General features: G+C 41.9%; 11 protein-coding genes, 2 tRNA genes, 3 rRNA genes and 1 pseudogene. 14 read left to right on the forward strand and 3 right to left on the reverse strand.

Features of this window, described 5'->3' with window-relative positions; all coding sequences use genetic code 11:
* Positions 1–13 precede the first annotated feature (13 nt).
* From rpoZ to ACXPAV_RS12150, 12 genes and pseudogenes are all read left to right on the forward strand, one after another.
* The gene (rpoZ, locus tag ACXPAV_RS12095; protein WP_013745710.1) at positions 14–286 is read left to right on the forward strand and encodes a DNA-directed RNA polymerase subunit omega; all 273 of its coding nucleotides are present in this window, start codon (positions 14–16) and stop codon (positions 284–286) included.
* A gap of 34 nt (positions 287–320) precedes the next feature.
* Positions 321–2,459 carry a bifunctional GTP diphosphokinase/guanosine-3',5'-bis pyrophosphate 3'-pyrophosphohydrolase gene (gene spoT, locus ACXPAV_RS12100; RefSeq protein WP_458003609.1) on the forward strand — a complete coding sequence of 713 codons (2,139 nt, stop codon included), beginning with the start codon at positions 321–323 and terminating at the stop codon, positions 2,457–2,459.
* Positions 2,459–4,543, forward strand: a complete 2,085-nt coding sequence (gene recG, locus ACXPAV_RS12105; RefSeq protein ID WP_458003610.1) for an ATP-dependent DNA helicase RecG — start codon at positions 2,459–2,461, stop codon at positions 4,541–4,543. Before spoT ends, recG begins: the two co-directional genes overlap by 1 nt.
* Positions 4,536–5,051, forward strand: coding sequence for a chorismate--pyruvate lyase family protein (locus tag ACXPAV_RS12110; RefSeq protein ID WP_458003611.1), 516 nt, complete (start codon positions 4,536–4,538; stop codon positions 5,049–5,051). The genes recG and ACXPAV_RS12110 overlap by 8 nt, the downstream gene beginning before the upstream one ends.
* Positions 5,052–5,195: 144 nt before the next feature.
* The gene (gene murI, locus ACXPAV_RS12115; protein ID WP_039160186.1) at positions 5,196–5,984 is read left to right on the forward strand and encodes a glutamate racemase; all 789 of its coding nucleotides are present in this window, start codon (positions 5,196–5,198) and stop codon (positions 5,982–5,984) included.
* 369 nt (positions 5,985–6,353) lie between these two features.
* Positions 6,354–7,891: ribosomal RNA gene (locus ACXPAV_RS12120) — 16S ribosomal RNA — on the forward strand.
* Between the two features lie 75 nt (positions 7,892–7,966).
* Positions 7,967–8,043, forward strand: a tRNA-Ile gene (locus tag ACXPAV_RS12125).
* 36 nt (positions 8,044–8,079) lie between these two features.
* Positions 8,080–8,155, forward strand: a tRNA-Ala gene (locus ACXPAV_RS12130).
* Between the two features lie 240 nt (positions 8,156–8,395).
* A 23S ribosomal RNA gene (locus tag ACXPAV_RS12135) occupies positions 8,396–11,292 on the forward strand.
* A gap of 250 nt (positions 11,293–11,542) precedes the next feature.
* A 5S ribosomal RNA gene (gene rrf / locus ACXPAV_RS12140) occupies positions 11,543–11,658 on the forward strand.
* The 16S, 23S and 5S rRNA genes sit together here with 2 tRNA genes alongside, the layout of an rRNA operon.
* 185 nt (positions 11,659–11,843) lie before the next feature.
* Positions 11,844–11,975: pseudogene (locus tag ACXPAV_RS12145) on the forward strand (transposase); the annotation flags it as partial.
* A 721-nt stretch (positions 11,976–12,696) separates the two neighbouring features.
* Positions 12,697–12,918, forward strand: a complete 222-nt coding sequence (locus ACXPAV_RS12150) for an integrase core domain-containing protein (protein ID WP_458003612.1) — start codon at positions 12,697–12,699, stop codon at positions 12,916–12,918.
* Between the two features lie 158 nt (positions 12,919–13,076).
* On the opposite strand, the gene ACXPAV_RS12155 is transcribed toward ACXPAV_RS12150, so the two are convergent.
* The gene (locus tag ACXPAV_RS12155) at positions 13,077–15,536 is read right to left on the reverse strand and encodes an autotransporter outer membrane beta-barrel domain-containing protein (RefSeq protein ID WP_458003613.1); all 2,460 of its coding nucleotides are present in this window, start codon (positions 15,534–15,536) and stop codon (positions 13,077–13,079) included.
* 238 nt (positions 15,537–15,774) lie between these two features.
* A complete protein-coding gene (locus ACXPAV_RS12160; RefSeq protein ID WP_458003614.1) occupies positions 15,775–15,924 on the reverse strand; it encodes an ESPR domain-containing protein in 150 nt (49 codons plus the stop codon).
* 212 nt (positions 15,925–16,136) lie between these two features.
* On the opposite strand from ACXPAV_RS12160, the gene ACXPAV_RS12165 reads away from it, so the two are divergent.
* A complete protein-coding gene (locus ACXPAV_RS12165) occupies positions 16,137–16,277 on the forward strand; it encodes a transposase (RefSeq protein WP_458003615.1) in 141 nt (46 codons plus the stop codon).
* A 196-nt stretch (positions 16,278–16,473) separates the two neighbouring features.
* Here ACXPAV_RS12165 and ACXPAV_RS12170 read toward each other — a convergent pair whose 3' ends face one another.
* Positions 16,474–17,118, reverse strand: coding sequence for a TfoX/Sxy family DNA transformation protein (locus ACXPAV_RS12170; protein ID WP_039135111.1), 645 nt, complete (start codon positions 17,116–17,118; stop codon positions 16,474–16,476).
* Positions 17,119–17,396: 278 nt separating this feature from the next.
* Here ACXPAV_RS12170 and ACXPAV_RS12175 point away from each other — a divergent pair, with 278 nt between their 5' ends.
* Positions 17,397–17,876, forward strand: coding sequence for a YchJ family protein (locus ACXPAV_RS12175; protein WP_039135113.1), 480 nt, complete (start codon positions 17,397–17,399; stop codon positions 17,874–17,876).
* The last annotated feature ends 71 nt before the right edge of the window (positions 17,877–17,947 follow it).

The raw sequence follows: 17,947 nt of genomic DNA on the forward strand, positions 1-17,947 counted from the left end.
TTTGGAGAAAAATATGGCACGCGTAACCGTACAAGATGCAGTAGAAAAAATCGGAAACCGTTTTGATTTAATTTTAACCGCCGCTCGTCGTGCGAGAGAGTTGCAACTTCACGTCCGTGAACCGTTGGTTCCAGAAGAAAATGATAAACCGACCGTTATTGCATTGCGTGAAATTGAAAAAGGATTGATCAATAACGATATTATGGATGCTCAAGAACGTCACGATGCATTAGAACAAGAACACGCTGAATTACAAGCGGTGTCTTTGTTAGCAGACGTGGAATAATCACTATTTTAAAGCCATTTCCGAAGAACGAGTTATGTATTTATTTGAGAGTTTACATACGATAATTAAAAGTTATTTACCCGATGATCAAATTGAGTTGGTTAAACGTGCATTTGTGATTGCTCGTGATGCCCACGAAGGGCAAACTCGTTCCAGCGGCGAACCTTATATTACTCATCCGGTTGCAGTGGCTTCCATTATTGCCGAAATGAGATTGGATCACGAAGCAGTAATGGCGGCACTATTGCACGATGTGATTGAAGATACGCCTTATACAGAAGAAGAATTAACCGCAGAGTTTGGTAAAAGCGTGGCGGAAATTGTTGAGGGGGTATCTAAATTAGATAAATTAAAATTTAGAACTCGCAAAGAGGCGGAAGCTGAAAACTTTCGTAAAATGATTTTAGCAATGACGCAGGATATTCGTGTCATTCTCATCAAATTGGCAGACCGAACCCATAATATGCGTACACTCGGGGCATTGCGTCCGGATAAACGCCGCCGTATTGCTAAGGAAACATTGGAAATTTATAGTCCGTTAGCACACCGTTTAGGCATTGAACATATTAAGAATGAATTAGAAGACTTAGGTTTTGAGGCATTACATCCTCATCGTTATCAAGTATTGCAAAAAGTTATTCAAAATGCGCGCGGTAATCGTAAAGAGATGATTCAACGTATTACCGATGAAATTAAGGGGCGTTTGGATGATGTCGGGATTCCTGCTCGCGTGTTCGGACGCGAAAAACATCTCTATTCCATTTATCAAAAAATGAAAATGAAAGAACAGCGTTTTCATTCGATTATGGATATTTATGCCTTTCGCGCCGTTGTTTCGGATGTGGACACCTGTTATCGCGTGTTAGGACAAATGCACAGTTTGTATAAACCGCGTCCGGGTCGTGTTAAAGATTACATTGCTGTGCCGAAAGCGAACGGCTATCAATCGTTGCATACCTCAATGATCGGACCGCACGGGGTGCCGGTTGAAGTGCAGATTCGTACTGAAGATATGGATCAGATGGCGGAAATGGGGGTAGCGGCGCATTGGATTTATAAACAAGGCGGTAAGAATGATAGTACCACCGTGCAAATTCGAGCGCAGCGTTGGTTGCAAAGTTTGATCGAATTGCAACAAAGCGCCGGCAATTCATTTGAATTTATTGAGAATGTGAAGTCGGATCTTTTCCCTGATGAAATTTATGTTTTCACTCCTAAAGGTCGTATTGTGGAATTGCCGGCAGGCGCAACGCCGGTTGATTTTGCTTATGCGGTGCATACCGATATTGGTCAAACCTGTATCGGTGCAAGAGTCGATCGCCAACCTTACGCACTTTCTCAAGCACTGCAGTCCGGTCAAACTGTAGAAATTATTACCGCACCTTCTGCACGTCCTAGTGCAACTTGGTTAAATTTTGTAGTAACGGCAAAAGCACGCTCAAAAATTCGTCAAACATTGAAATCTTTGCGCCGTGATGAAGCGATTATGCTCGGAAAAAGGCAATTATTCCACGCATTATCACCAACGAAACTGGAAGATATTGACAGCAATAATATTTCAGCATTGTTGGCAGAATTAAAATTGAACAGCTTGGATGATTTATTGGCGGAAATCGGTTTAGGCAATCAAATCAGTGTAGTTATTGCTCATCGTTTATTAGGTGAGAAATTAGAAATTGATACTGACGGCGATTTGAGCAATAACACTTATAAAGAGACCGAGAGCGGAGTTTTAATTAAAGGTGTCGATGGTTTGTTGATTAACTTCGCAAAATGTTGCCATCCAATTCCGGGTGATCCGATTGTGGCTTATGTTAGTCCGGGTAAAGGATTGGTGATTCATCACGAATATTGCGCCAATATCAGACATCGTGAAGAAAATGCGGATCACTATATGCCGGTAGAGTGGGAAAAGAGCGAAAACAGCGTTGAGTTTGAAGCGGAATTACGCATTGAAATGTTAAATCAACACGGTGCTTTTGCGAATTTAACTTCAGTGATTACTTCTGCCGGTAGCAATATTCAAAGTATCTGGACAGAAGAACGAGATGGGCGCGTTTATCAGGTCTTTGTTGTACTGACAGCGAAAGATAAAACGCACTTGGCTGCAATTATTCGAAAAATCAGCGCAGTATCCGGTGTTGTTGAAGTTTTCCGTAACATTAATGAATAATGCAAGCAGAAACGTTACTTGATCATTTGCCTCTTACTGTTCTTTCCGGTGTTGGCGTGGCAATGTCGGAAAGATTATCTCGTTTAGGAATCCGTTCCGTTCAAGATCTCTTATTCCATTTTCCACTGCGTTACGAAGATCGCACTCACATTACTCCAATCATTGATTTGCGTCCGGATAGTTATGCCACGATCGAGGGCATTGTGCAGACGTGTGAAGTTCAGTTTGGTCGCCGACCGATGTTAACGGTTTCCCTTTCTGACGGCTCATCAAAAATTATGTTGCGTTTTTTTAATTTTAATGCCGGAATGAAGAACAGTTTTTCGAGTGGAGCCAGAGTAAAGGCATTCGGGGAAATTCGACGTGGACGATTTATGGCAGAAATGCACCATCCGGAATATCGTATCATTCACCATAATGAGCCTTTGACCTTAGATGAAAACCTCACGCCGATTTACCCTTCAACGGAAGGACTAAAACAAGCATCTTGGCGAAAATTGACGGATCAAGCATTGGCATTATTGGATAAAGCCACTATTAAAGAGCTGCTTCCCACAGAATTTAACCCTAGTGGCTATGATTTGAAAAGTGCAGTGCAGTTTTTACATCGACCGCCGGCGGGTACCCTATCTGAAATGTTGGAAAAAGGGGAACATCCGGCACAACAGCGTTTAGCATTTGAAGAGCTGTTAGCACATAACTTAGCAATGCAAAAAAGTAAGCAAGATGCACAACAGAACTCAGCGATTGCGTTACGTTATCATAGCAATATCAAGCAACAATTCTTGGCAACGTTGCCATTTACCCCAACAAAAGCACAATTACGAGTAGTAGAAGAGATTGAGCAGGATCTGCAACGATCTCAACCGATGATGCGTTTAATTCAAGGCGATGTTGGTTCCGGAAAAACGTTAGTGGCATTATTGGCTTCTTTAGTGGCGTTGGATAATCAGCAACAGGTGGCGATTATGGCTCCAACGGAAATTCTTGCAGAACAGCATTTGCATAATTTTTCTCATTGGCTGGAACCGTTTGGCATTAAGGTCGGTTGGTTGGCAGGTAAGGTAAAAGGCAAAAAACGACAGCAGTCATTGGCACAGATTCAATGTGGTGAAACGCAAGTGGTTATTGGCACGCACGCTTTATTTCAGGAGCAAGTGGAGTTTCATTCGTTAGCGTTGGTGATCATTGATGAACAGCACCGTTTCGGCGTTGAACAACGGTTATTGTTGCGTGAAAAAGGCGCAAAGAATGGATTGTATCCGCATCAACTGATTATGACGGCAACGCCAATTCCTCGTACCTTAGCAATGACGGTATATGCTGATTTAGATATTTCCGTTATTGATGAGTTACCACCCGGCAGAACGCCGATAAAAACTGTAGCGATTGCGGAAGATCGACGAGATGAATTGGTTCAGCGCGTGTTTCACGCTTGTACTGTGGATAAACGGCAAGTTTATTGGGTTTGTACATTAATTGATGAGTCTGAAGTGTTGGAGGCGCAAGCAGCCGAAGCATTGGCGGAGGATTTGCGTAAAGCATTACCAATGCTTAAAATCGGTTTGGTTCACGGTAGAATGAAACCGCAGGAAAAACAGGATGTAATGGCTATTTTTAAGGCCGGTGAAATTGATGTGTTGGTGGCAACCACTGTCATTGAAGTTGGTGTAGATGTGCCTAATGCCAGTTTGATGATTATTGAAAATGCAGAAAGGCTGGGATTATCACAACTTCATCAATTGCGCGGACGCGTTGGTCGAGGGAATGTTGAATCTTTTTGTGTACTGCTTTATAAAACACCTTTAGGCAAAATTTCACGACAGCGTTTAGATATTATGCGTAGTAGCAATGATGGGTTTGCTATTGCGGAAAAAGATTTAGAAATTAGAGGTCCAGGAGAAGTATTGGGGGTTAAACAAACAGGTGTTGCAGAGTTTAAAGTGGCTAATTTAGTGCGCAACAGACGATTATTACCAGCAGTGCAACGGTGTGCAAATCAGTTAATGCAAATAAGTTCGCCCAATATAGAACAGTTAATCCAACGATGGTTGGATCAAAAGATAGAATATTCCAATGCATAATTATTCTTTATATCGTCAATACTTACGAGAAATGCAATGGCAATCTGATTTTTCAGAATTAAAGCCAATGCATCGAAATTGGCTATCGCTACAAAATTCATTAACAGCAGCATTAAAACAGAAATGTAATGAATTCAAGGTGTTACCTCTGTTTGAAGGTTGGATTATGACCGAACAAGAGGAGCAGACCGGATTTCATTGTGATGATGATCAATGTTGGTTGAGAGAAGTTGTGTTAAGTGGAGATGGGCAAGAATGGATTTTTGCGAGAACATTTATCCCGAAACGTACTTTCGCATTTTATAGTGAGGAAATTTTCCGATTAGGGGAAATGCCATTGGGAGCTTGGCTATTTCAACAAAATGTACAGCGGACTGAAATAAAATGGGGAGAGAATCATCAGCATTATGCTCGTTGTTCAACATTGAGTTTACAACAACAACTCTTTTTTGTGAGTGAACTTTTCCTAAAAGATTTTTGGCGAAAACTTAAACATCCTAATGTTTAAGAGAAATCTGTTTATTGGTTGAATCAGTCTATTTTATGGCGGATAATTCTTCCATTTCCTTTCAAATGTCATTTGTCGCGAAGTTATTTTGATAAAATTAATTAAAGCACAACAAATCACAAACTTATAAAAATTATCTAAATTATGACAAAAAATCCAACAATTCTATTTTTTGATTCCGGTGTCGGCGGATTAAGTGTCTACCGTGAAGTGAAAGCATTATTACCCAATTATCATTATCTTTATTGCTTGGATAATGCTTGTTTTCCCTATTCAGAAAAACCGGGAAAACTGCTGGAACAACGATGTGTTGAAATTTGCCAAAAAATTGCCACAAACCAACAAATCGACTTGATTGTTATTGCTTGTAATACTGCCAGCACAATAGTTTTGCCGGCAATGAGAGCAGCTTTTAATTGTCCAATTGTAGGCACTGTTCCGGCAATTAAACCGGCAGCAGAAAAAACGCAAACGAAAGTGATAGGTTTACTGGCAACAAAAGGTACGATTACACGCCCTTATGTAGATGATTTAATTCAACAATATGCAAAAAATTGTGAGGTAAAACGTTTAGGTTCAACCGAACTGGTTGAAATAGCGGAGCAGAAATTGCACGGTAAGAAAATTGATCATCTTGCCATTATGAGAGCGGTTGCCGAATGGCGTTATGAATATGAAATGGATACGGTGGTGTTGGGTTGCACTCATTTCCCTTTATTAAAAGCGGAATTGAAGGCCTGCCTACCACAAGTTTCTTTCTTTATTGATTCCGGAAAGGCGATAGCGCGTCGAGTACAATCGTTACTTCCATCACAGACAACGACCAGTAATGATAAGCAAATGGCTTATTGCACAGCACCTTTCGATGATGCTAATGATGTCAAAAAAATGTTTTGTGATTGGGGGTTTAAACAATTGGAGATTTTGAAATAAAGTAATTCAAGATTATTTTTGAGCGATAATGCTTCAAAATAGATAAAAAATAACCAAAGAGTTAAAAAATTAAAAAAATCTGCAAAAAAGACTTGCACAAGGTTTTGAAATGCCTATAATACGCCTCCGCAACGACGCTGAAGTGTGAAGTTAAAAAGAAAGCGTCGTTTTTTGTTCTTTAAAAAAACTATCAGACAATCTGTGTGGGCATTCGTAGATAACAAATTGAGTGACTCAATAGAATTCAGGGATTGGTTAAGCAATAAAGCGTAAAGTTATCGTGATATTGTAGACTAACCCAAAAGAAATTATCTTGAATGCTGAAGAAATCAATTCAAAACGATAAGTCAGTGATTTAAGAGCGAGATTAAATTGAAGAGTTTGATCATGGCTCAGATTGAACGCTGGCGGCAGGCTTAACACATGCAAGTCGAACGGTAACGGGTTGAAAGCTTGCTTTCAATGCTGACGAGTGGCGGACGGGTGAGTAAGGCTTGGGGATCTGGCTTTTGGAGGGGGATAACCATTGGAAACGATGGCTAATACCGCATAGAATCGAGAGATGAAAGGGGTGGGAAACCACTTGCCAAGGGATGAACCCAAGTGAGATTAGGTAGTTGGTGGGGTAAAGGCCTACCAAGCCGACGATCTCTAGCTGGTCTGAGAGGATGGCCAGCCACACTGGGACTGAGACACGGCCCAGACTCCTACGGGAGGCAGCAGTGGGGAATATTGCGCAATGGGGGGAACCCTGACGCAGCCATGCCGCGTGAATGAAGAAGGCCTTCGGGTTGTAAAGTTCTTTCGGTGGTGAGGAAGGTTGGCGTGTTAATAGCACGTTAATTTGACGTTAGCCACAGAAGAAGCACCGGCTAACTCCGTGCCAGCAGCCGCGGTAATACGGAGGGTGCGAGCGTTAATCGGAATAACTGGGCGTAAAGGGCACGCAGGCGGGACGTTAAGTGAGATGTGAAAGCCCCGGGCTTAACCTGGGAACAGCATTTCATACTGTCGTTCTAGAGTACTCTAGGGAGGGGTAGAATTCCACGTGTAGCGGTGAAATGCGTAGAGATGTGGAGGAATACCGAAGGCGAAGGCAGCCCCTTGGGAAGATACTGACGCTCATGTGCGAAAGCGTGGGGAGCAAACAGGATTAGATACCCTGGTAGTCCACGCTGTAAACGCTGTCGATTTGGGGGTTGTACGAAAGGTATGGCTCTCGAAGCAAACGTGATAAATCGACCGCCTGGGGAGTACGGCCGCAAGGTTAAAACTCAAATGAATTGACGGGGGCCCGCACAAGCGGTGGAGCATGTGGTTTAATTCGATGCAACGCGAAGAACCTTACCTACTCTTGACATCCTGAGGAGAAGCTAGAGATAGTTTTGTGCTTTCGAGAACTTAGAGACAGGTGCTGCATGGCTGTCGTCAGCTCGTGTTGTGAAATGTTGGGTTAAGTCCCGCAACGAGCGCAACCCTTATTCTTTGTTACCAGCGGGTAAAGCCGGGGACTCAAAGGAGACTGCCAGTGACAAGCTGGAGGAAGGTGGGGATGACGTCAAGTCATCATGGCCCTTACGAGTAGGGCTACACACGTGCTACAATGGTGCATACAGAGGGAGGCGAAGTAGCGATACGGAGCGAAACTCAGAAAGTGCATCGTAGTCCGGATTGGAGTCTGCAACTCGACTCCATGAAGTCGGAATCGCTAGTAATCGCGAATCAGAATGTCGCGGTGAATACGTTCCCGGGCCTTGTACACACCGCCCGTCACACCATGGGAGTGGGTTGTACCAGAAGTAGATAGCTTAACCTTAGGGAGGGCGTTTACCACGGTATGATTCATGACTGGGGTGAAGTCGTAACAAGGTAACCGTAGGGGAACCTGCGGTTGGATCACCTCCTTACAGAAAGGGTACTTGAGGTGTTAGCTAGGCGTGCTCACACAGATTGTTTGATAGGGAAGAAGACACACCTACGATGGGTCTGTAGCTCAGGTGGTTAGAGCGCACCCCTGATAAGGGTGAGGTCGGTGGTTCAAGTCCACTCAGACCCACCATGAGCGAAGGTTTATGGGCGTAGGGAAGTACGACGAGGGGATATAGCTCAGCTGGGAGAGCGCCTGCTTTGCACGCAGGAGGTCAGCGGTTCGATCCCGCTTATCTCCACCAAGTCGGACGGATGAACGACACGTGATTTATTATCATTTTGACGGTCGGTCTATTAAAAGATGAATAGGCTATAAGATGTCAGAGAAGGATATCGGAGGAAGATATCAGAGAAAAGAGTGATAATAAATGACGTAAGTCGAATTGTTCTTTAAAAAACGAGACACAAGCTGAAAACTGAGAAAACTCAAAAGAGCAAGACCGAGAGGTGGCGCACAAGCGCGAGAATCCTTGAGGTTGTATAGTTAAGTGACTAAGCGTACACGGTGGATGCCTTGGCAATCAGAGGCGAAGAAGGACGTGCTAATCTGCGAAAAGCGTGGGGGAGCTGATAAGGAGCGCAAATCCCACGATGTCCGAATGGGGAAACCCGATAGATGAAGAATCTATCATTGTTGTCTGAATTCATAGGGCAACAAGGCAAACCGGGAGAACTGAAACATCTAAGTACCCCGAGGAAAAGAAATCAACCGAGATTCTGCGAGTAGCGGCGAGCGAAAGCGGAGGAGCCAGCGAGTGATAGCATAAGTTTTAGGAGAATTGTCTGGGAAGGCAAGCGAGAGAGGGTGACAGCCCCGTATCCGAAAAGACGGATGTGGTACTAAGCACGCGAGAAGTAGGGCGGGACACGAGGAATCCTGTTTGAAGAAGGGGGGACCATCCTCCAAGGCTAAATACTCCTGATTGACCGATAGTGGACCAGTACCGTGAGGGAAAGGCGAAAAGAACCCCGGGAGGGGAGTGAAAGAGAACCTGAAACCGTGTACGTACAAGCAGTGGGAGCCCGAAAGGGTGACTGCGTACCTTTTGTATAATGGGTCAGCGACTTATATTTTGTAGCGAGGTTAACCGGATAGGGGAGCCGAAGGGAAACCGAGTCTTAACTGGGCAGTTAGTTGCAAGATATAGACCCGAAACCCGGTGATCTAGCCATGGGCAGGAAGAAGGTTGGGTAACACTAACTGGAGGGCCGAACCGACTACTGTTGAAAAAGTAGCGGATGACCTGTGGCTGGGGGTGAAAGGCCAATCAAACCGGGAGATAGCTGGTTCTCCCCGAAATCTATTTAGGTAGAGCCTTATATGAATACCTTCGGGGGTAGAGCACTGTTTCGGCTAGGGGTCCATCCCGGATTACCAACCCGATGCAAACTGCGAATACCGAAGAGTAATGTATAGGAGACACACGGCGGGTGCTAACGTTCGTCGTGGAGAGGGAAACAACCCAGACCGCCAGCTAAGGTCCCAAAGTCTATATTAAGTGGGAAACGAAGTGGAAAGGCTTAGACAGCTAGGATGTTGGCTTAGAAGCAGCCACCATTTAAAGAAAGCGTAATAGCTCACTAGTCGAGTCGGTCTGCGCGGAAGATGTAACGGGGCTAAAATATAGCACCGAAGCTGCGGCATCAAGAGAAATCTTGTTGGGTAGGGGAGCGTTGTGTAAGCTGAAGAAGGTGGTTCGAGAGGGCTGCTGGAGGTATCACAAGTGCGAATGCTGACATAAGTAACGATAAAGCGGGTGAAAGGCCCGCTCGCCGGAAGACCAAGGTTTCCTGTCCAACGTTAATCGGGGCAGGGTGAGTCGGCCCCTAAGGCGAGGCTGAGAAGCGTAGTCGATGGGAAATGGGTTAATATTCCCATACTTGGATAAACTGCGATGTGGGGACGGAGCAGGTTAGGTTAGCGTACGGATGGAAGAGTACGTTTAAGTTAGTAGGTGGGTGAGTTAGGCAAATCCGGCTCACCATTAACACTGAGAGATGATGACGAGGCACCAAGGTGCTGAAGTAACTGATACCCAACTTCCAGGAAAAGCCACTAAGCGAAAGGTTTATCTAAACCGTACTGGAAACCGACACAGGTGGTCAGGTAGAGAATACTAAGGCGCTTGAGAGAACTCGGGTGAAGGAACTAGGCAAAATAGCACCGTAACTTCGGGAGAAGGTGCGCTGGCGTAGTGTGAAGTTCTTCGCGAATGGAGCATGAACCAGTCGAAGCGACGAGCTGGCTGCAACTGTTTAATAAAAACACAGCACTCTGCAAACACGAAAGTGGACGTATAGGGTGTGATGCCTGCCCGGTGCTGGAAGGTTAATTGATGGTGTCATCGAAAGAGAAGCACCTGATCGAAGCCCCAGTAAACGGCGGCCGTAACTATAACGGTCCTAAGGTAGCGAAATTCCTTGTCGGGTAAGTTCCGACCTGCACGAATGGCATAATGATGGCCAGGCTGTCTCCACCCGAGACTCAGTGAAATTGAAATCGCCGTGAAGATGCGGTGTACCCGCGGCTAGACGGAAAGACCCCGTGAACCTTTACTATAGCTTGACACTGAACCTTGAATTTTAATGTGTAGGATAGGTGGGAGACTGCGAAGCGGTAACGCCAGTTATCGTGGAGTCGTTGTTGAAATACCACCCTTTAACGTTTGATGTTCTAACGAAGCGCTCGGGACGAGTGTTCGGACAGTGTCTGGTGGGTAGTTTGACTGGGGCGGTCTCCTCCCAAAGCGTAACGGAGGAGCACGAAGGTTGGCTAATGACGGTCGGACATCGTCAGGTTAGTGCAATGGTAGAAGCCAGCTTAACTGCGAGACGGACAAGTCGAGCAGGTACGAAAGTAGGTCATAGTGATCCGGTGGTTCTGAATGGAAGGGCCATCGCTCAACGGATAAAAGGTACTCCGGGGATAACAGGCTGATACCGCCCAAGAGTTCATATCGACGGCGGTGTTTGGCACCTCGATGTCGGCTCATCACATCCTGGGGCTGAAGTAGGTCCCAAGGGTATGGCTGTTCGCCATTTAAAGTGGTACGCGAGCTGGGTTTAGAACGTCGTGAGACAGTTCGGTCCCTATCTGCCGTGGGCGTTGGAGAATTGAGGGGGGTTGCTCCTAGTACGAGAGGACCGGAGTGAACGCATCACTGGTGTTCCAGTTGTTTCGCCAGAGGCATTGCTGGGTAGCTAAATGCGGAAGAGATAAGTGCTGAAAGCATCTAAGCACGAAACTTGCCCCGAGATGAGTTCTCCCTGACTTAAAGTCAGTAAGGGTTGTTTAAGACTAAGACGTAGATAGGCTGGGTGTGTAAGCGGTGTGAGCCGTTGAGCTAACCAGTACTAATTGCCCGAGGGGCTTAACTATACAACGCTGAAGGGTTTTTGCGGAGAGTGGAGGCTGAAGAGAAGCGGAAGCGAGGAAAGGCAAGAACGCAGAGCGAGGGAAGAGAGCGAAGAGAGAAGGAAGTAGACAGCTTGTGTTAAGTTGGGAGAAGGCCGGAAAGGTTAAAGAAAGAACAAGAAGAAAGAGAAGATAGAGAATAAGCAGATACACTGTGGAAAGCAAGAGCAAGAGCAGCAGAAAGTAGGAAAAAGCAGTGTATAGACAGGATAATCCTGGCGGCGAGAATGCAATAGCACCACCTGACCCCATGCCGAACTCAGAAGTGAAATGTTGTCATGCCGATGGTAGTGTGGGGATTCCCCATGTGAGAGTAGGTCACTGCCAGGTTATAAATTAAAGGAAGGAACGCTAACCGAGAGGTTAGCGTTTTTTTTCGCTTTAATGGGAGTGAGCCACTAAATTAGCAGTCCTCAATAGGTGGTAAACTATCACAAAAAGAGGACACTAAAATGAGAAGAACATTTAGCCCAAATTACAAAGTCACCGCAGTAAAATGAGTCACTGAGCAAGGTTATTCCGTTGCCAAAGCCTGTTTAGAATTAGGGATAGGCGAAACGGCCTTACGGCGTTGGATAAAACAACTCCAAGCAGAAGAACAAGGCTATGTCTTACCAGGAACGAAGCCACTGTCGCCAAACGGATAAGAGAGCTTGAACAACGTATTAAAATTCTTGAAGAGGATAAAGAAATCCTAAAAAAGGCTACCGCGATTTTCATGTCACTCGAGCGCAACGCTACCAAGCGGTAAAGACATTAAAATCGTATGGAATAAAGCGTGTTTGTGCGTTATTTGCGCTTTCAGAACGGACGTATTATGCGCAGAGAAAGCGCCAAACTAAGCGCAATAAACATTTAGGTTTGGCGGTAGAGATAAAGGCGTTATTTGATGAAAGTCGAGGTTCAGCAGGAAAGTGAACTTTAAAGGCGAGACTTAAAAGTAAGGGGCTTGAGGTAGGATTAGCCTTAATTCGAAACCTGATGAAACAACAGGGATTAGTCAGTAAACAGCCACGAAAGCGTTGGCGTCCAGGCACCTCAGAGAAAGCGTCGACATTGTTTAATAATGTATTAAATCGGCAATTTAGCCCCCTTCAGAGACAACGGTGTTATGTGGTGATACTACTTATCTTAAAGTGCAGGGGGGAATGGCATTATTTAGCGATAGTGATGAATTTAGCACAACGTCAAGTCGTGGGTTGGCGATTGCAGAAACAGCATGATGCAATGTTAGTGGTTGATGCATTAAATCATACAATGCTAACAACGGAAAGAACGGAGAGGATGTTATTTCACTCAGAGTAAGGCAGTATTTATGGAAGTGAGGCATTTATCCAATGTGTAAAACGGCACGGTTTGATACAAAGTATGAGTCGTCGAGGGAATTGTTGGGATAATGCGCCGATGGAGCGTTGGTTTAGAAGTTTTAAATATGAATGGATGTTAAAAGACGGTTATTCTTCATTAGAAGAAGCTAAGGAAGATATTAAGCGTTATGTGTTTTACTATAACAGAGTGAGACCGCATAGCTATAATCAAGGATTACCGCCAATTTTAGCGAAAAAAAACTATCAAGGACTGCTAATTTAGTGGATCACTACATTCAAAATTTTTAGTTCCCTTTCGTTACACTTAGGGGTATCAGTTATATCACAATAAATAGAATATAAATCAAAAACTTATATAAAGCTTCAGATAAAAAAATACCTCGTAGTAACGAGGTATTTTTATCTAACCTAATAGTTAAATTAGAACTGAATTGCTAAATTCACATTACCAGAAACAGAGTTAAACCCTTTCGCAAAAGTCGATTGTACTCCAGTACTCAATGCAATATTTTTGCTAATTTGATATTTTGCTCCCACATTAAGTTCACCAATTACGCGTGATACATCACAATCATCTAATGTAAACCGATATTGTGGATAATTCACAAAACCTGCACGTAAATAATTACCTCGATATGTCATATCATACCCCACAGCCGCTTTCGTTTGTAAACTTAATCTGTCATTGACTTGGAAATCACCTTTTATACCTGCTTTTACTATAAAGGCTTCTGTACTTTGTTTATCTACTGCAAAATCAAAATCTTTTGCTCCTTTCTCTATATAATCTTCGACTTCAACTCGTTGATAATCTAATGTCAAGAATGGCGTTACTTTCGTTTGAGGATTAATTTGGAATTCTCTATTTAATGTGATACCAGTTCGAAAATGATTCGCTTTCATTTCACTTTCCGCTGTCCGCTCTAAGAAAGTTAACCGACGTTTTCCATCTAAATAAGATTGACCAACTCCTGCATAAAAATCAATATCCCATTGTGGGGTTAAGACAGTATTACCATATACACCAACCTGCCAAGTATCCGCTTTTAAGTTATGATTAGCTGATGAATCATAACTATCTGCATCAGTTTTAATATAACCTGCTGTTAAACCTAATTTGGTATTCTCAGTGACGCAACGTTCATTACCTACTGCAATACCATAATGGTTAGCTTGATAGCCTGACAATCCAAATGATCCATCTCGCTCATTCCATTCACCTAACACTTTTGCCCACACTTGATTCTCATCAGTATCCACTAAACAACGTCCTGTCGGTATTGCTTTTGTTAAAGTATCGGTTGCTTCTATTATGACTCGACTGGTACGAATACCAAGTAATGGCTGAAGTTGTTCTACCGCTTTAACCACCTCTTTTTCACTGGTTAATTTTATTAAACCAAAAGCAATATCATTGTCTGCTGATGCTTTAATTTTATCTAAGCTAACTGCTACTGGAACTAAGCAATCATCACACGCTTGTTTCACCAGATGTTCAATTAAGCCTGGCTTCGGTTCAGGAGTAGGATTTGGAGTTGGGTTAGGTTCTGGGGTTGGGTTAGGTTCCGGAGTTGGCTCAGGTTCTGATACAGGAGTAGCTTTAACATTTAAATGCATCGCTTGTGGGTCATATATCGCAGTAAAATCAAATAATATACTATTATCTTCTATTTTCGGATTAAAACGTCCTTTCAGCACCCCATCAGTACTTAACACATTTAAGAAAGTATCATCACCACCTTGCAGCTTATCGGCATACACATAAAGTTTACTACCATCATCAATCACAATATCCTTGGCACTATGTAATTGGCTGTAATCGCTATGACTATTAACATCGACTTGATAAGTGCCTTTTATCGTTAACGAATCAACCAGTTGTTTACCTCCAGCCTGGGAATACAAAGTACCATTTGGATTAACTACTATATCGGTATGCACAATGGTATTTGGTGCTAATGCAATTTTACCTTCATTAATGGAAAATGCTGGGCTTGCCGGAATAGTGATGTCTTGAAAGGTATTAGGAATATAATCTGTGTATTCTCTATATTCCTCTTCATGACCAGTAATAATCCCTTCAGCTAAGGTCCCCGAAAGGGTCCAGGTACCTGAACCATTTTTCTCAATCGTATCAAAAGCAAAGAATTTTTTACCTGGTGTGAGCTCTATAATGCTGTAATCTGAAGCTCTTATCTTTAAATCTTTTTCATTTATACCAAATTCGCTCAGATTTAAAGACAAGTCATTATCTCCATTCAAGCTCAATGTATTGGTATTTCGTAGAATATATCCCCACTTAAAAGGCTCATAATTATAACAAGCTGCAGATGCTACCAATCCTTGAATATTATTAGGGTCAGTTGCCAAATCTAATACATTCCGAATTAAAGGTGGTGTTAGATCTCTATCATTAGAATTATGCACATAATAACTATACACCTTAAGATCACCAAACCCAATTGCCACAAATTGCTTGGTATCTTCTATTGGAATAATTTTGGTATTTCCTGATATCATTACTCGCGTATTAAATCGCTGATAACGATCAGCCTCTCCAACAAAAATCCCCATATATTTCCCTTTTATAATTGTATCAGAGACCGTAAGACTACGAGTATTAATCAACTCAATACTAGAACTATCATATCCTCCCCTTAATCCCCCTGTTAGGTTAGCCCCCAATATTGTAATATCGCCAGCACTCTGAGTCGTAATAGCTGCATCTCTCGATGTTATGGTTCCTCCTTTAACAACCAGAGAGGAAAAATAATTTTTGCCACGAATTCGAAAATTATTTATATAAATCCCATTCCCATAAGTAGAATCAATAATCAAATCTCGAATAGTTAACAAGCCAATTTTATATGCACTAATCACTCCTTGGTAGGAATAAGACTTATTGGAGATTTTTCCTTGAGAGGGGCTACTTCCTTGTAAGGTAACATTTTGATCTTTGCCAACATTAATAATAAGCTCCCCATTTCCGTAGTCGCACCTTTCAGATACGGTATAAATTCCTGCTGTTGTAATTTCTTTTTGACAAGCAAAATTCTCCGCCCAGGTAGGAAAAGATATTGTTCCTAAAATAGCAACAACGAAAACATTAAAGACAAATTTATAAGGATATAGAAGAGGAGGGGGGGATAAATTGAGTGTTTATCACAGCTTTTACTGTGCTGGTTTTACTCTTTGTTCTGGTATTTTCAGAAGCACACTGCCATAACCACTGAACAGCATTCCAAACTAAACGATAGATATGCTTCATAAGAAGTTCCTTATCACGAAATAATTATTTAAAGAAATAACGGCCCACATCACTGCTACAGAAAAAAATTATTAAAAATAACTCTTTATTAATATATGCTTATTTTTATTTTTTGTCAGTTTATTTTATAGAAACATTAGTCTTTTTGTAGTGGTAGACTAATTTTGCAGTCCTCAATAGGTGGTAAACTATCACAAAAAGAGGACACTAAAATGAGAAGAACATTTAGCCCAAATTACAAAGTCACCGCAGTAAAATTAGTCACCGAACAAGGTTATTCCGTTGCCCAAGCTTGTTTAGAATTAGGGATAGGTGAAACGGCCTTAGGTGCGGTAGCTTGTTTTTTTCATTGACATACGTTTCCAGTTCAGCGGTTTCCACAGACGAAAAGAGTAAGATGGCTTTAATGCAACTGTGGTGTGATGAAAAAATTAAATACCTGTTAATAAATGTATCAACAGGTATTTAACATTATAATATTACCGACTAGTACACCCAATATTTTGTTGAATTTTGCAATTCCAGATTAAGTCTTATTAAGACACAAAGTTACCTCCTGAATTTCATTGATTCTTCAGATAAATTCGCATTTTTTAGTGCGAAATTGAGTTCCTGTAATAGTTGTAATCGCTCCTCATACGTAATAAGTGAATAATATCTGTGCTGCAATGCGCCAATGAGTTTCCAAAATAGATCTAGATGGACATTACCAATCAATTTTCTGATCCGAATATAAGTTTCTATCGCTCCTATCTGTCTTAGTGTGCGGACATTTTTTATATCAACACGATTCAATAACAACTCGTGTTTGAAATTAAGGTTTGGTAGATCCTTAATACGAGATTGGCGTTTTTTCTTAGTTTGCTGTTTTTTCTGTTTGACTTGTTCTATAGAAAGTAATATCAATGAACGATATTTTTGCTTATCTTCAGTAATTTCTTTAGGTAGATAGAAATACATATTTGAAGGTGATGTATATGGATAGGGAACACCTCCAAGTTGAATGATAAGTTTTGCTAATTCTCCAACAGCTCGAATATAAACAACATTATTTCTATAGATAGCAAACATATGAGAATCTTTGAAAATGCCATAGCCGTTAAATAGACTCTTTATTACGACCGTCCCAACTAACTCTCCCATAATTCTAGATACTTCGTCAGTGTTTCTTCCTGTATACGTTTGCAGAATCATAATAATTCACCTATAGTTGATGTAATTTAAACAAAAATTGCACTATCGGTAACGATTGCATAGAAAATATATCAATAAAAATTTTTATTTAGAAACGTTTTTATGATAAAAAAATGGATTATGTGAGGTTGATCGATAAACTGAAAAAAACTTGCATTTTTTATAACACTTTTGCCGTTATGTGAATAATAATGATATAAAATGTAAGTTTTTTTAACATTTGATGTTTGTAAATGCATCGTGTTCTGCTATACGGAAACATAAAAGAGATTAGAACAATGAAAGGAAACCATAATATGCAATGTCCTTGCCAATCTGGATTTGAATATCAAGACTGTTGTCAGCCATTACATCTATATCAAAAAAAAGCAGCAACTGCAGAACAATTAATGCGTTCCCGCTATTCGGCATTTGTATTGGCAGAGATTGATTATATTGTAAAGACGACAGCACCAGTACAGCAATCACTACTAAATAGCAAAGCGTTACATCAATGGGCGTTAAATACCCAATGGGATGGCTTGGAGATCGTGAAGGTCGTACCGGAAATGGATAATCATCACGCACTGGTTGAATTTAAAGCTTTTTTTCTGCACCAAAAGAAACGAATGACACATCACGAATTATCTGTTTTTGTGCGGATTGCGCAACAATGGTATTTTTTAGATCCGACAGTTGCCACTAAATGGGGATTAAAAGAGCCCTGTTTCTGTCATTCAGGAAGAAAATTTAAACAGTGTTGTGCTAAATATTTGTAAATAATCGTATCCTTAAATTCTTAGTTATTATCGTTGTATGTACTATACGCTTCCATCAATTCTTTTCCTTG

Source organism: Gallibacterium sp. ZY190522 (assembly GCF_054166015.1).

Excerpts from the sequence above, each read along its gene's own strand:
- ACXPAV_RS12165 (WP_458003615.1), top strand. The coding sequence starts at position 16,137 with ATGAGAAGAACATTTAGCCCAAATTACAAAGTCACCGCAGTAAAATTA.
- ACXPAV_RS12110 (WP_458003611.1), top strand. The coding sequence starts at position 4,536 with ATGCATAATTATTCTTTATATCGTCAATACTTACGAGAAATGCAATGG.
- spoT (WP_458003609.1), top strand. The coding sequence starts at position 321 with ATGTATTTATTTGAGAGTTTACATACGATAATTAAAAGTTATTTACCC.
- recG (WP_458003610.1), top strand. The coding sequence starts at position 2,459 with ATGCAAGCAGAAACGTTACTTGATCATTTGCCTCTTACTGTTCTTTCC.
- ACXPAV_RS12160 (WP_458003614.1), bottom strand. The coding sequence starts at position 15,924 with ATGAAGCATATCTATCGTTTAGTTTGGAATGCTGTTCAGTGGTTATGG.
- murI (WP_039160186.1), top strand. The coding sequence starts at position 5,196 with ATGACAAAAAATCCAACAATTCTATTTTTTGATTCCGGTGTCGGCGGA.
- rpoZ (WP_013745710.1), top strand. The coding sequence starts at position 14 with ATGGCACGCGTAACCGTACAAGATGCAGTAGAAAAAATCGGAAACCGT.
- ACXPAV_RS12170 (WP_039135111.1), bottom strand. The coding sequence starts at position 17,118 with ATGATTCTGCAAACGTATACAGGAAGAAACACTGACGAAGTATCTAGA.
- ACXPAV_RS12150 (WP_458003612.1), top strand. The coding sequence starts at position 12,697 with ATGAGTCGTCGAGGGAATTGTTGGGATAATGCGCCGATGGAGCGTTGG.
- ACXPAV_RS12175 (WP_039135113.1), top strand. The coding sequence starts at position 17,397 with ATGAAAGGAAACCATAATATGCAATGTCCTTGCCAATCTGGATTTGAA.